A 13930-nucleotide genomic window follows, 5' to 3' on the forward strand; every position below is an offset into this window, starting at 1 on the left:
CATGTCTTTTCCCCTGCTGACGGTCACGGCCGCGGTGCCCGCGGCCGGCGCGGTCGTGACCGCCGCCGTCCCCGCCGCGCGCCGTTCGGCCGCGAAGTGGCTCGCGCTGGCCTTCTCGCTGGCCACGCTGGCCCTGGCCGCGGTCCAGCTGGCCCGCTTCGACCCGGGCTCAGGGAAGCCCTACCAACTCGCCGAGTCGCACGCCTGGATCAAGGACTTCGGCGTGCGCTACGAGCTCGGGGTGGACGGCATCGCGGTGGTGCTGATCGCCCTGACCGCGCTGCTGATCCCCTTTGTGATCCTGGCCGGGTGGCATGACGCCGACCCTCTCGAAGGGCCCGCGCCCAACCGCCGCTGGCGGCCCACCCAGGGCTTCTTCGCGCTGATCCTGATGGTCGAGGCGATGGTGGTGGTCTCCTTCGAGGCCACGGACGTCTTCCTCTTCTACATCTTCTTCGAAGCCATGCTGATCCCGATGTACTTCCTCATCGGCGGCTTCGGCGACCGGGCGGGCAGCCGGTCCGAGGAGGAGACGGCGGCCCGGCGCAGCCACGCCGCGGTGAAGTTCCTGCTCTACAACCTGGCGGGCGGGCTGATCATGCTGGCCGCGGTGATCGGGCTCTACGCCGTCACCGCGCACCAGCTGGGCTCGGGCACCTTCTCGCTCCAGGAGATCGTCCAGGCGCGGGCGGACGGCAGGCTGCACATCGCGACCGTCACCGAACGGGCCCTGTTCCTCGGCTTCTTCTTCGCCTTCGCGGTGAAGGCGCCGCTGTGGCCGCTGCACACCTGGCTGCCGGGCGCCATGGGGGAGGCCACCGCGCCCGTGGCCGTGCTGATCACCGCCGTGGTCGACAAGGTCGGCACGTTCGCGATGCTCCGCTTCTGCCTCCAGCTCTTCCCCGAGGCGTCGAAGTGGGCGACACCGGTGATCATCGTGCTGTCGGTGATCGGCATCCTCTACGGGGCGCTGCTCGCGGTCGGCCAGAAGGACATCAAGCGGCTGATCGCCTACGCCTCGATCTCGCACTTCGGCTTCATCATCCTGGGCATCTTCGCGATGACCACCCAGGGGCAGGGCGGCGCGACGCTCTACATGGTCAACCACGGCATCTCCACGGCCGCGTTGATGCTGGTCGCCGGGTTCCTGATCTCGCGCCGCGGCTCCCGGCTCATCGCCGACTACGGCGGTGTCCAGAAGGTCGCGCCGGTGCTCGCCGGCACGTTCCTGGTGGGCGGTCTGGCCACGCTGTCGCTGCCGGGGCTCGCGCCCTTCGTCTCCGAATTCCTGGTCCTGGTCGGCACGTTCACCCGCTATCCGGCGGCCGGTATCGTCGCCACGCTCGGCATCGTCCTCGCCGCCCTCTACGTCCTGGTGCTCTACCAGCGCACGATGACCGGCCCGGTGAAGGAGGCCGTGCGCGGCATGCCCGACCTCCGGTTGCGCGAACTCGTCGTCGTCGCACCGCTGATCGCCCTGCTCGTCTTCCTCGGCGTCTACCCCAAGCCGCTGACGAAGATCATCGACCCTGCGGTCGGGCACACGATGTCGCAGGTCCACAGGACCGACCCGAAGCCCGACGTCCCGACGAACGATGTGGAGGCCGCGAAGTGAGCCACGCAGCCTTCGTCCACAGCCTGTGGACGATGTCGGCCGATCCGCCGAAGAAGATCCCGGCCCCCCATATCGAGTACGCGCAGCTGTCGCCGACACTGATCGTCCTCGGCGCCGCCGTCCTCGGCATCCTCGTGGAGGCCTTCCTGCCACGGCGCGTCCGCCACCCCGCGCAGGTCCTGCTGGCGGCCGTCGGCCTGGCCGCGGGCTTCGCCGCGGTCGTCGCCCTGGCCGCCGGGGGATACGGCACCACCAAGGCGCACGTCGCCGCGATGGGGGCGGTCGCCGTCGACGGCCCGGCGCTGTTCCTCCAGGGGACCATTCTCCTGGTCTCCCTGATCGCCGTGTTCACCTTCGCCGAGCGGCGCCTCGACCCGAGGGTGCACGGCAGGTCCGTCGACTCCTTCGTCGCCCAGGCCTCCGCCGTGCCGGGCGGCGAGGCCGAACAGGCGGCGGTCAAGGCGGGGTTCGCCACCACCGAGGTCTTCCCGGTGCTGCTCTTCGCGGTCGCGGGCATGCTCGTCTTCCCCGCGGCGAACGACCTGCTGACGCTCTTCGTCGCGCTGGAGGTCTTCTCCCTCCCGCTGTACGTGCTGTGCGCGCTCGCCCGCAGGCAGCGGCTGCTGTCCCAGGAGTCCGCCGTCAAGTACTTCCTGCTGGGCGCCTTCTCGTCGGCCTTCCTGCTGTTCGGGGTGGCCCTGCTGTACGGTTACGCGGGCACGGTCACCTACTCGGGCATCGCCGACGTCGTGAACGGCACGGTCCGCACGCTCGACCCCGCGCTCGCGTCGACCACGGGCAACGACGCGCTGCTGCTCGTCGGCGGGGCACTGGTGCTGATGGGGCTGCTGTTCAAGGTGGGCGCGGTGCCGTTCCATATGTGGACGCCCGACGTCTATCAGGGCGCCCCCACGCCGGTGACGGGCTTCATGGCCGCCGCCACCAAGGTCGCCGCCTTCGGCGCGCTGCTGCGGCTGCTGTACGTGGTGCTGCCGGGGCTGCGCTGGGACTGGCGGCCGGTGATGTGGGGCGTCGCGATCGTCACCATGCTGGTGGGCGCGGTCGTCGCCGTCACCCAGACGGATGTGAAGCGGCTCCTCGCCTACTCCTCGATCGCCCACGCCGGGTTCATCCTCGCCGGTGTCATCGCCGTCAGCCCGGACGGGGTCTCGTCCGTCCTCTTCTACCTGGCCGCGTACTCCTTCGTGACGCTGGGCGCGTTCGCGGTGGTGACGCTGGTGCGGGACGCGGGCGGCGAGGCCACGCAGCTCGCCAAGTGGGCCGGGCTCGGGCGCCGTTCGCCGCTCGTCGCGGCCGTCTTCGCGGTCTTCCTGCTGGCCTTCGCGGGCATCCCGCTGACCAGTGGCTTCACCGGGAAGTTCGCCGTCTTCAAGGCGGCGGCGCAGGGCGGGGCGGTGCCGCTGGTCATCGTCGGCGTGCTGTCCTCGGCCGTCGCCGCGTTCTTCTACGTCCGGGTGATCGTGCTGATGTTCTTCAACGAGCCGAAGGCCGACGGGCCGACCGTGGCGGTGCCGAGCGTGCTGACGTCCACGGCCATCGCCGTGGGGGTGGCGGTCACGCTGGTCCTCGGCCTCGCCCCGCAGTACTTCCTGCATCTGGCGGGCCAGGCGGGGGTGTTCGTCCGCTGAGCGCTCCGCTGGAAGTCCCGTACGCTATCTGCGGGTGCGTCGTGGCTGGTCGCGCAGTTCCCCGCGCCCCTTCGGGGTGCCACCGAACGGCACCGGACTTCGCCAAGTCCGCTTAGTCGCGCCCCCGTACGCCACGACGCGCTGCCCGGTGCCCCCGAGAGGGGTGCCGGGCAGCGGTGTGCCGTCAGCCGCCCAGCTTGCCCGGGGCGCCGGGGAGGCCGGCCGCCGGCTTGCCGTCCGTGCCCACGGCCTTGGTGAAGGTGTCCACCTTGCCGTTGGCCCACGCCACGGTGAGCGTCTTGGCGTCGACGCTCTTGACGGTGCCCTTGGCGTACTCGTTGCTGCCGTCCTGGCAGTGGGTGATGTCGATGGTGACCGGCTGCGCGGTGTCCACGACCGTGCCGGAGCAGGCGGTCTTCCCGCTCAGCATCACCAGGTTCCGGGAGAAGGACAGGATCAGCAGGCTCTTGTCCATGAGCTTGCCCTTGGCCCAACCGCCCTGGAGTTCCGCGGCCTTGACGGTGCCGCCGCCCGCGGGCGCGGCGGGCGCGGACGCCGTGTCGCCGGGCTTCTGCTGCTGGTCGGCGGCCGGGGCGGTGGCCCCGGCCTTCTTGTCGCCGTCGTCGCTCTGACTGCTGCAACCGGTCATCAGCACAGCGGCAACCAGTGCCGCCCCCGTGATCTGTACTGCCTTGCGCACGTGCGCACGCTCCTCCGTAGTGGACCTGGACACGACAAATTAGCAGTCCCGATCCCCGGCCCGGAGGGCCTCAGCCGGACCCGGACCGGGCCGCCCGGTCCCGGCTGACGTTGCGCCGTACCGCGAACGCCGCCCACTCCTCGCGCGCCAGCCGCCGCATCGCCGCGCGCGTACGCCTGCCGTCCAGCCCCGGGCAGAGGCGGGCGGCGGCACCCGTGGCGGACAGCAGGCCGGCCAGGGCGCGTTCGCGCGGGCCCGGGAAGCCGTCCCGCACAGCCGTGGCGAAGCGCGCACGCGTCGCCGAGGTGAGGTCCACCGGGCCGACGGGGAGGCGCAGGAGCGGCAGGAAGCCGAGCGCCTTGACCCGCTCGGGGCGCAGCGCGCCCCGCTCCACCAGCCGCCGCAGCCACGGCTCGTCGAGGTGGCGCGCCGCGCTCCGCACCCAGGTGCTCGTGCGCGGCCCGCGGCCCTTGGCGGGCGGCAGGGAGGCTATTGCCATGGCCAGCAGCGGGTCGGCCGGGGGCACCGGGCGGATCACGGTGAGGCGGCCGCGCTCCTCCACCACGTGCCCGGCGAGCGCCAGTTCGGCCAGCACCGCCCCGGCCACGCCGTACTCCAGGAAGCGCTGTCGGCACAGCTTCCGCCCGGTGGCCGGGTCGAAGGAGAGCAGCAGCAGTTCTTCGGGCAGGGTGAGCGCCGGGGCGGCGTCCGAGGTCATGACCCGGTGGTGCGGGCGGGGGTGATGCGGCCGGTGACCTCGCCGAGGCCGATCCGGGCGCCGTCCGGGCCCGGGGCCCACGCGGTGAGGGTGACCTCGTCGCCGTCCTCCAGCCAGGGGCCCTTGCCCTCGGTGAGCTCCAGCAGGCAGCCGCGCTGGTCCGGGTCGGGGCCGCTGACCGTGCCGGAGGCGAAGAGGTCGCCGGTGCGCAGCGAGGCGCCGTTGACGGTCATATGGGCGAGCTGCTGGGCGGCCGTCCAGTACATGGAGGCGAACGGCGGCCGGGAGACCGTACCGCCGTTGATGTCCACCTCGATGCGCAGGTCGATGCCGCCCGGCTCGGCCGCGGAGTCGTCCAGGTAGGGCAGCAGCGGGTGGGTGCGCTCCGGCGGCGCGGTGCGGGCCTCGTCGAAGGCGTCGAGCGGGGTGATCCACGCCGATACGGAGGTCGCGAAGGACTTGCCGAGGAAGGGGCCCAGTGGGACGTACTCCCACGCCTGGATGTCGCGCGCCGACCAGTCGTTGACGAGGCAGACACCGAAGACGTGCTCGCGGAAGTCGGCGAGGCCGACCGGGGTACCGGCGGGCGCGGGCGCGCCGACGACGAAGCCGACCTCCGCCTCGATGTCCAGCCGCGTCGACGGGCCGAACACCGGTCCCTCCGGCGTCCTGCGCTGGCCCTGCGGGCGGATCACATCGGTGCCGGAGACGACGACCGTGCCCGCCCGGCCGTGGTAACCGATGGGGAGGTGCTTCCAGTTGGGGGTCAGCGGGTCGCCGTCGGGCCGGAAGATCCGGCCGACGTTGGTGGCGTGGTGCTCGCTGGCGTAGAAGTCGACGTAGTCGGCGACCTCGAACGGCAGGTGCAGCGTCACCTCGTCCAGCGGGTGGAAGTGCTCCCCGTCCAGCCAGGTGCGGACCTCGGCGCGGACGGCCTGCCAGGTGGAGCGGCCCGCTGCCATCAGGGGGTTGAGCACCGGCCGGTCCAGCAGCCCGGCGTACGCGGAGCCGTGCGCGGCCGCCGCCGCGGCGGCGTCGAGGACGTACGCGCCGTAACGGACGCCGATCCGGCGGTGGTCCGGGGCGTCGGGCGTCGAGAAGACGCCGTACGGGAGGGTGGCCGCGCCGAAGGGGTCGCCTTCGGGAAGCTCGCGGGGGCTGTGCTGGGGCATGGGTCGCTGCCTCGCTCTCTCCTGGACGCCTGGTGGCCGTCCGGGCCCACATTACGTGCTGACGGCCCGCAGGCAAGGGGTGGCCGAGGGGCTGTTCGAGGGGCTGGTCGAAGGGGGCCGAGGGGGCGCTCGCAGGGCGCGTGCGAGCGGCCGGTAGGGGCGTGGCGGGGCGCGTCCGCGGTGCTGTCCGCACCCGTTCCGCACGCGCGCCTGTGAACGACTCCGAACCGCTGTCCGACTGGCCGCTAAAGAGCGAGCAATGTCCGGGATCTCCTTGCTGGAAGCGGTAATTCCGAAGTAGCGTCCTTAATCGGGTCACGCACAGTGGGGGGGCCGCTGCGCTTGAGTGACCGAGGGGGATGCTGGTGGCGAGCAGGAGCACGCCCATCGCGGCGGACCGGTCCGTTCCTGGCCTGATCGTCAAGATCGGCAACTATCCCCTGCACCATGGCGGGGTCGGGGCGATCCGCAGCCTCGGCAGACTCGGGGTCCCGATGTACGCCATCACCGAGGACCGCTGGACGCCCGCCGCCGTCTCCCGCTATCTGCGGGGCGGTTTCGTCTGGCCGACCACGGGCCGCGAGGGCGCCGAGGAGCTCGTCGAGGGGCTGCTGGGCATCGGGCGGCGCATCGGCCGCCCGGCGGTGCTGCTGCCCACGGACGAGGAGGCGGCCGTGCTCATCGCCGAGCACGCCGCGGAGCTCGCCGGGAGCTTCCTCTTCCCGCCGGTGGAACGGGAGTTGCCGCGCAGACTCGCGAGCAAGCAGGGGCTGCACGAGCTGTGCGTGGAGCACGGGGTGCCGTCCCCGGAGGCCCTGTTCCCCGCCTCGTACGAGGAGATCGAGGAGTACGCGGCGCGCGCCCGCTTCCCCCTGGTCGCCAAGAACCGGGAGGCGTTCGAGCGCCGCCGCAGGCCCGCCGTGCACGGGACGACCCGCATCGGCGGCCCCCGCGAGCTGCTGGCCCTGGCGCGCGGCTGGGGCCCCGCGCCGGGCGTGATCCTCCAGGAGTACCTGCCGCGCGAGCAGGCGGAGGACTGGATCGTGCACGCCTACTTCGACGCGGAGAGCACGCCGCTGGCGATGTTCACCGGCGTCAAGGTGCGCTCCTGGCCGCCGCACGCGGGCATGACGGCCAACGCGTATGTCGTCGACAACCCCGAACTGGCGGACATGGCCGCCCAGTTCATCAAGCAGATCGGCTTCTGCGGGATCATCGACCTCGACTGGCGCTTCGACCGCCGGGACGGCCGGTACAAGCTGCTGGACTTCAACCCCCGGATGGGCGCGCAGTTCCGGCTCTTCGAGAGCGAGACGGGCGTCGACGTCGTACGGGCCCAGCACCTGGACCTGAGCGGGCGGAAGGTGCCGGAGGGCGAGCAGCTCGCCGGGCGCCGGTTCGTCGTCGAGAACATCGACCTGCCCGCCCTCGCCGCCTACCGCCGCAGCGGCTACACCACCCCGCACGCCCCCGCGCGCGCGAGCGGGACGGAGCTGGCGTGGGCCGCCCGCGACGACATGAAGCCGTTCTTCACCATGCTCGCCCGGTTCGTCGGACCGGGCGTGCGGCATCTGTGGCAGCTGTGGCGCTCCAGGCGGGCCGCCGCTCCCGTCGAGTAGCCGAGCTCATCCGAGCCGGGCCCATCCGAGCTCATCCGAGCCGGTCCGGGCTGGTCCGGTCCGGGCAGATCCGAGTGAGTGCGAGCGAGTACGAGCAAGTCCGAACGAGTACGAGCAACTCCGAGCAAGTCCGAGTTTCGAGATTTTCGAGCAACGCCCTGGGAGGGGACTCGTGACACTTCCCGTCGTAGTGATCGGGGCCGGTCCGTACGGTCTCTCGACCGCCGCCCATCTGAGGGCGCACGGCATAGCGACCCGTGTCTTCGGTTCGCCGATGGTGAGCTGGCGCGAGCACATGCCCGCCGGAATGCTGCTGAAGTCCACACCGGTGGCCTCGAACATCGACGCCCCGCAGCCGGGGCACACGCTGCTCGACTTCTGCCGTGACACGGGGGAGCGGCGCTACGAGTCGGACTGGGACGCCATCCCGGTCGAGATCTTCGCGCGCTACGGCCTGTGGTTCCAGGAGCGGCTGGTGCCGGACCTGGAGCAGGTGCGGGTGGTCTCCGTGGACCGGCGGTCCACGGGCTTCGAGCTGAAGCTGGACTCCGGCGAGCAGTTCGCGGCGCGCGCGGTGGTCGTCGCCACCGGGCTGAGCGGGCTCGCGCGGCTGCCGGCGGAGCTGGCCGCGGCCGTGCCCGACGGCCCGTCGGTGACCGGTCCGGTCTCGCACAGTTCGCAGCACGCCGACCTGTCGCGGTTCGCCGGGCGCGACGTGGTGGTCGTCGGGGCCGGGCAGTCGGCGCTGGAGAGCGCCGTGCTGCTGGCGGAGGGCGGCGCCGCCTCGGTGCGGGTGCTCGCCCGGCGGCGGGGCGCGGTCCGCTTCGGGGCCGCCCCGGACGGGCAGTCGGCGCTGAAGCCGGACACCCCGTTCGGGCGGGCCTGGTCGCTGTACGCGTTCTCGTACCACGCCGACGGATTCCGCCATCTTCCGGCGCCGGCCCGGCAGTACCTGGTCCAGCGGGTGCTGGGGCCGCTCGGTGCCTGGTGGTTGCGGGACCGTTTCATCGGGCAGGTCCGGGTGTCGGAGGGGAAGCGGATCGTCCGCACCCGGGTGGAGGACGGCCGTCCGCATCTGCTGCTCGCCGGGGCGGACGGGGCCACCGAGGGGGAACTCGCCGCCGACCACGTCATCGCCGCGACCGGCTACCGGGTGGACCTGGCCGCCCTGGACTTCCTCGGGCACGGTCTGCGGACCAGGCTCGCGGTGGGTGCGGGCGGGCCCCGGCTGGGCGCCGGATACCGGTCGTCGGTCCAGGGGCTCTTCTTCACCGGCCTGCCCGCGGCGGCGAGCTACGGCCCGGTGATGCGGTTCGTCTGCGGCACCGAGTACGCGTCGCCACGGCTGGCGCGGGCGGTGGGCGCGCTGTCCTAGCCGGGTTCCCGCGGGGCCGTTGCCCCGCACCCCGGTCCCCGATCTCCGGGCGGGCCGAAAACCGCCCGTCCGGAGATCGCGGGCCGCGGGCCGGGGTGGTAGCAGGGGTGACCAAGGACAAAACGGGGCACACGTCAGGTCGCGCGGCGGCGTGCGAGCGCAGTGGGGGCGCCCGACCCGGGAAGGCGGCCACGGTGATCGACAGCCGACCGGATACGCTGACTTTCGGTGGAGACAGCGACACATCGACAATCCCCGTGTTCGCAGGCAGACAGGAGTACCCCTCGTGACCGTCGTCGGGCCTTTTGGGCTGAGCGTGCGGGACCAGGCTCTTGAAGCCGATGTCCAGGCCGGTTTGGCCGCCGTCGAGGAGGGCCTCCTCGAGGCGACCAAGAGCGATGTGCCCTTCATCACCGAGGCGGCCCAGCATCTCGTACGGGCCGGGGGCAAGCGTTTCCGGCCACTGCTGGTGATGCTCGCGGCGCAGTTCGGCGACCCGTACGCGCCGGGCATCGTGCCCTCGGCGGTCGTCGTCGAGCTCACCCACCTGGCCACGCTCTACCACGACGACGTCATGGACGAGGCGGACGTGCGGCGCGGTGTGGACAGCGCCAACGCCCGCTGGGGCAACTCCGTGGCCGTGCTCACGGGTGACTTCCTGTTCTCCCGGGCCTCGCACATCCTCGCCGACCTCGGGCCGGAGGCGGTCCGCATCCAGGCGGAGGCGTTCGAGCGGCTGGTCACCGGTCAGATCCTGGAGACGGCCGGGCCGCGGGACGGCCGCGACCCCATCGAGCACTACCTCGACGTCATCGCGGGCAAGACCGGTTCGCTGATCGCCGTCTCCGGGCGGTACGGCGCGATGATGTCCGGTGCGGACGAGCGCACCGTCGACATCCTCACCCACTACGGGGAGCGGCTCGGCACGGCCTTCCAGCTCGCCGACGACGTCCTCGACATCGCCAGCGACTCCCACGAGTCCGGCAAGACGCCGGGCACGGACCTGCGCGAGGGCATCCCCACGCTGCCCGTGCTGCACCTGCGCGCGCAGGCGGCGGCCACCGGCTCGGCGGACGACCTCGAACTGTGCGAGCTGCTCGACGGCGACCTCAGCGACGACGCGGTGCACGCGGAGGTGTTGCGACGGCTCCGGGCGCACCCGGCGCTGGAGCAGGCGCGCCGCGACACGATCCGCTACGCGCAGGAGGCGCGGGCCATTCTGGCGCCCCTCCCGGAGTGCTATGCGAAGGCGGCGCTGGAGAATCTTTGCGATGCGGTTGTGCATCGGGCGGGTTGAGCTTCTCACCGTCGCCGCCTGCGGCGGGGGCGGCCTGCGGCCGCGTCCTCAAACGCCGGACGGGCTGGTTTGCCGGCCGTGGCTTTGAGTTTGCGGGCCGTCTGCCGCCTGCGGCGGGGGCGCCCTTCGGGCGCGTCCTCAATCGCCGGACGGGCTGATTTTGCCGGCGTAGTCCGCAATCTGCGGGCCGCAAGCCTGCGGGCCGCAGGTCAAAGAGCCACGGTCCGTAAATCCAGCCCGTCCGGCGATTGAGGACAACGCGGCGAAGCCGTGTTGCAAGCCCGCCGCAGGCGTGACGCCGCGTCATACCCGAGAGGTACGGGAAAGTGCTCCCCGCGGCTGACGCCGGCGGCAGCCGGCTTTGGTGGAATTGGGACTGCTCCACCAGCCAGCGGCAGGGCCACAATGAAAGAGGCCCGGGGGGCGTGCGCCGACGACGGAGGTATTGGCACATGGCACGGAATGAACCGACCCAGGTCGCCGAGGAGAGCTCACCGGCCCGCCGCAAAGCGGTCCGCTATGCCGTCCCGGTCGCGGTGGCCGGCGTCGCGGCGGCCACGATCGGGCTCGTCCCGGCGCTGGCGAAGAGCGGCGACCCCGATCTGCCGAAGATCAGCGCGCAGGACCTGATAGCCAAGGTGGCCCAGTCGGACGTGCAGCAGCTGTCCGGCTCGGTGAAGGTGACCACCGACCTCGGTCTGCCCTCCCTGCCGGGCGGCACCTCGCTCGGCGCCCTGGGCGACGGCAGGAAGGGCGGCGGCGCGGACGCCTCCCCGCAGGCCAAACTCACCGAGCTCGCCTCGGGTTCGCACACGCTGCGGATCGCCGCCGACGGCCCCGACAAGCAGCGCCTGTCGATCGTCGAGAAGGCCGCCGAGTACAGCCTGATCCGCAACGGCGACCAGGTCTGGGCGTACGACAGCGGGACGAACACCGTCCACCACACGACCGCCCCGGGCGAGAAGCGCGACGCGAAGCACGGCGGACCGGAGGACCTCAAGAACGCCTCGCCGCAGGAGCTGGCCAAGAAGGCCCTCGCCGCGGTGGACGACACGACCTCGGTCGCGGTCGACGGCACGGCCAAGGTGGCCGGGCGGGACGCCTACCAGCTGCTGATCAAGCCGAAGGCCGCCGAGTCGACGGTCGGCGCGGTCCGTATCGCGGTGGACGCCAAGACGGGGATGCCGCTGAAGTTCACGCTCACCCCGAAGAGCGGCGGCAAGGCGGTCGTCGACGCGGCCTTCACCAAGGTCGACTTCGCCAAGCCGGGTGCGGGCACCTTCGACTTCACCCCGCCGAAGGGCGCCAAGGTCACCGAGGGCAAGTCCGGTGGGGGCGCGGACAAGGGCCGGCCGGAGGGTCACCCGGGTGCGCAGGGCGCGCCGTCGGGCTTCGACGTGGTCGGCAAGAGCTGGACGTCCATCGCCGAGTTCAAGGCGCCCGCGGGCGCCGACAAGGCCAAGGGAGTCAAGGGCGGTGCCCTCGGCAAGAACGTCGGCGGCGCCGGTGCCCTGCTGGACAGCATGGGCACCAAGGTGTCCGGTTCCTTCGGTTCCGGGCATGTCTTCAGCACCCGCCTGGTCAACGTCCTGATGACGGACGACGGCAAGGTGTACGCGGGCGCGGTCACCAAGGAAGCGCTGATCAAGGCAGCCGGCTAAGGGGAGCCCGTGCAGGAGTCCCCGGCGGGACCGGCGGCCATCGCGACCAGCGCTCTCACCAAGCGCTATCGCGGTGGCCAGCTTGCCGTCGACCGGCTCGACCTGGTCGTGCCGCGCGGGAGCGTCTTCGGCTTCCTCGGGCCCAACGGGTCGGGGAAGACCACCACCATCCGGATGCTCATGGGCCTGATCGAGCCGACCTCCGGTTCCGCCGAGGTGCTCGGCGGGCCCATGCCGGGGGCCGCCCGCCGGGTGCTGCCCAAGGTGGGCGCGCTCATCGAGGGCCCGGCGCTCTACGGCTTCCTGACGGGGCGCGACAACCTCGTGCGGTTCGACGCCGCCGATCCGACCGCCGACCCCCGTACCCGGGCCGCCCGGGTGGACGCGGCCCTCGACCGGGTGGGCCTCGTCGCCGCGGCGGGCAAGAAGGCCCGCGCGTACTCCCTCGGCATGAAGCAGCGCCTCGGTCTCGCCGCGGCCCTGCTCCAGCCGCGGGAGCTGCTCGTCCTGGACGAGCCGACCAACGGCCTCGACCCGCAGGGCATGCGGGAGATCCGCGCGCTCGTCAGGGAGCTCGCCGCCGACGGCACGACCGTCTTCCTCTCCTCGCACCTCCTCGACGAGATCGAGCACGTGTGCACGCACGCGGCGGTCATGGCGCAGGGGCGGCTGCTCACCCAGGGCACCGTCGCGGAGCTGGCCTCGTCGGCCCGCGGCCGACTGGCCGTCGCCACCCCCGACACGTCGGACGCCGTGCGCGTCCTCAAGGAGCACGGTGTGACCGACCTCGTGGCCGTGGACGACCGCGTCACCGGTGAACTCCCCGCCGGGGAGTCCGATCCCGCGGACCTCAACGCCGCGCTCGTCCACGCCGGGGTGCGGGTACGGGCCTTCGGCACCGAACGGGCCTCGCTGGAGGACGCGTTCGTGGCGCTCACCGGGGAGGGTTTCGATGTCGCGGGCTGACACCGTGGTCACGGGCGGGGCGCGCACCCCGAGCCCGCTGTGGCAGCTGTCGCTGTTCCGCAGCGAGGTGGGGTCGGTGTTCCGGCGGTGGCGGACGATCGCCCTGCTCGCGGTGCTCGCGGCCGTACCGGTCCTCGTCGGCGTCGCCGTGCGGATCGAGACCCGTGGCGGTGACGGGCCCGGCCACGACGGCGGGGGCCCGGCGTTCATCAGCCAGGTCACCAACAACGGGCTCTTCCTGGTCTTCACGTCCCTCGCCGCGACCCTGCCGTTCTTCCTGCCGATGGCGATCGGCGTGGTCGCGGGCGACTCCATAGCGGGCGAGGCGAGCGCCGGGACGCTGCGCTACCTCCTCGTCGCACCCGCCGGACGGACCCGGCTGCTGCTCGCCAAGTACGCGTCGACGCTGGTCTTCTGCCTCGCGGCCACACTGGTCGTCGCGGTGTCCGCGCTGACCGTGGGGGCGCTGCTGTTCCCGCTCGGCGACGTCACGCTGATCAGCGGCACGGACGTGTCGTTCGGCGAGGGGCTGGTACGGGCGCTGGCCATCGCGGGCGCCGTCGCCTTCTCGCTGATCGGCATCGCCGCGCTGGGGCTGTTCGTCTCCACCCTCACCAACAGCGGGATCGCGGCCATGGCCACGACGGTGGGGCTGCTGATCACGGTGCAGATCATGGACCAGTTCCCGCAGTTGCACGCCGTGCAGCCGTATCTTTTTCCGCATTACTGGCTGAGCTTCGCCGATTTGCTGCGGGCGCCGGTGTACTGGGATCAGTTGCTGGACAACTTGCGGCTTCAGGTGTTGTATGCGGTGTTTTTTGGGTCGGCGGCGTGGGCGAGGTTCACGACGCGGGATGTGACGTCGTAGGTTCGGCTGCGGGCCGGTTCGCGCCTGCGGCGGGCTTTCCCCAGCCCCGCCCCTTCCCGAACCGGGGGAGACCCCCGGACCCCCAACCGCGCTGACGCGCGGTGTCCTCAAACGCCGGACGGGCTGGATTTCGCGGACCGTGGCTCTTTGACCTACGGCCCGCAGATTGCGGGCTACGCCGGCAAAATCAGCCCGTCCGAAAAAGGAGCTGAGACCCATGGCCCCGCGTGCCATGAACCCTGCGCAATCACTTTCTGACGCCGCCCCCCGGCCGTACTGGCTCGACGACC

Annotated in this window: 11 protein-coding genes; 8 read left to right on the forward strand and 3 right to left on the reverse strand. The window is 72.1% G+C overall.

Features of this window, described 5'->3' with window-relative positions:
• Position 1 precedes the first annotated feature (1 nt).
• Together ACWD4A_RS29405 and nuoN are read left to right on the forward strand one after the other, a co-directional pair.
• Complete coding sequence (locus ACWD4A_RS29405; protein ID WP_451198560.1) at positions 2-1615, forward strand: NADH-quinone oxidoreductase subunit M; 1614 nt, start codon at positions 2-4, stop codon at positions 1613-1615.
• Positions 1612-3264, forward strand: a complete 1653-nt coding sequence (nuoN, locus tag ACWD4A_RS29410) for an NADH-quinone oxidoreductase subunit NuoN (protein WP_451198561.1) — start codon at positions 1612-1614, stop codon at positions 3262-3264. The genes ACWD4A_RS29405 and nuoN overlap by 4 nt, the downstream gene beginning before the upstream one ends.
• A gap of 184 nt (positions 3265-3448) precedes the next feature.
• Here nuoN and ACWD4A_RS29415 read toward each other — a convergent pair whose 3' ends face one another.
• The 3 genes from ACWD4A_RS29415 to fahA form a co-directional block, all read right to left on the reverse strand.
• Positions 3449-3964 carry a hypothetical protein gene (locus tag ACWD4A_RS29415; RefSeq protein ID WP_451198562.1) on the reverse strand — a complete coding sequence of 172 codons (516 nt, stop codon included), beginning with the start codon at positions 3962-3964 and terminating at the stop codon, positions 3449-3451.
• A 70-nt stretch (positions 3965-4034) separates the two neighbouring features.
• Positions 4035-4682 carry a GOLPH3/VPS74 family protein gene (locus tag ACWD4A_RS29420; RefSeq protein WP_451198564.1) on the reverse strand — a complete coding sequence of 216 codons (648 nt, stop codon included), beginning with the start codon at positions 4680-4682 and terminating at the stop codon, positions 4035-4037.
• Positions 4679-5854 carry a fumarylacetoacetase gene (fahA, locus tag ACWD4A_RS29425; protein ID WP_451198565.1) on the reverse strand — a complete coding sequence of 392 codons (1176 nt, stop codon included), beginning with the start codon at positions 5852-5854 and terminating at the stop codon, positions 4679-4681. Before fahA ends, ACWD4A_RS29420 begins: the two co-directional genes overlap by 4 nt.
• A 365-nt stretch (positions 5855-6219) precedes the next feature.
• Here fahA and ACWD4A_RS29430 point away from each other — a divergent pair, with 365 nt between their 5' ends.
• The 6 genes from ACWD4A_RS29430 (at position 6220) to ACWD4A_RS29455 (ending at position 13640) form a co-directional block, all read left to right on the forward strand.
• Positions 6220-7473 (forward strand): carboxylate--amine ligase, encoded by a 1254-nt coding sequence (locus tag ACWD4A_RS29430; RefSeq protein ID WP_451198567.1) that lies wholly within the window; start codon positions 6220-6222, stop codon positions 7471-7473.
• A gap of 172 nt (positions 7474-7645) precedes the next feature.
• Positions 7646-8848, forward strand: a complete 1203-nt coding sequence (locus ACWD4A_RS29435; protein WP_451198569.1) for an FAD-dependent oxidoreductase — start codon at positions 7646-7648, stop codon at positions 8846-8848.
• A gap of 286 nt (positions 8849-9134) precedes the next feature.
• Positions 9135-10145 carry a polyprenyl synthetase family protein gene (locus ACWD4A_RS29440; RefSeq protein WP_451198571.1) on the forward strand — a complete coding sequence of 337 codons (1011 nt, stop codon included), beginning with the start codon at positions 9135-9137 and terminating at the stop codon, positions 10143-10145.
• A 452-nt stretch (positions 10146-10597) separates the two neighbouring features.
• Positions 10598-11806 carry a LolA family protein gene (locus ACWD4A_RS29445; RefSeq protein WP_451198573.1) on the forward strand — a complete coding sequence of 403 codons (1209 nt, stop codon included), beginning with the start codon at positions 10598-10600 and terminating at the stop codon, positions 11804-11806.
• A 9-nt stretch (positions 11807-11815) separates the two neighbouring features.
• Positions 11816-12772: an ATP-binding cassette domain-containing protein gene (locus ACWD4A_RS29450; protein ID WP_451198575.1), complete on the forward strand. Its 957-nt coding sequence runs from the start codon at positions 11816-11818 to the stop codon at positions 12770-12772.
• Positions 12759-13640, forward strand: a complete 882-nt coding sequence (locus ACWD4A_RS29455) for an ABC transporter permease (protein WP_451198577.1) — start codon at positions 12759-12761, stop codon at positions 13638-13640. The genes ACWD4A_RS29450 and ACWD4A_RS29455 overlap by 14 nt, the downstream gene beginning before the upstream one ends.
• Positions 13641-13930: the final 290 nt, after the last annotated feature.

The sequence above is a fragment of the Streptomyces sp. NPDC002537 genome (genome assembly GCF_053594975.1).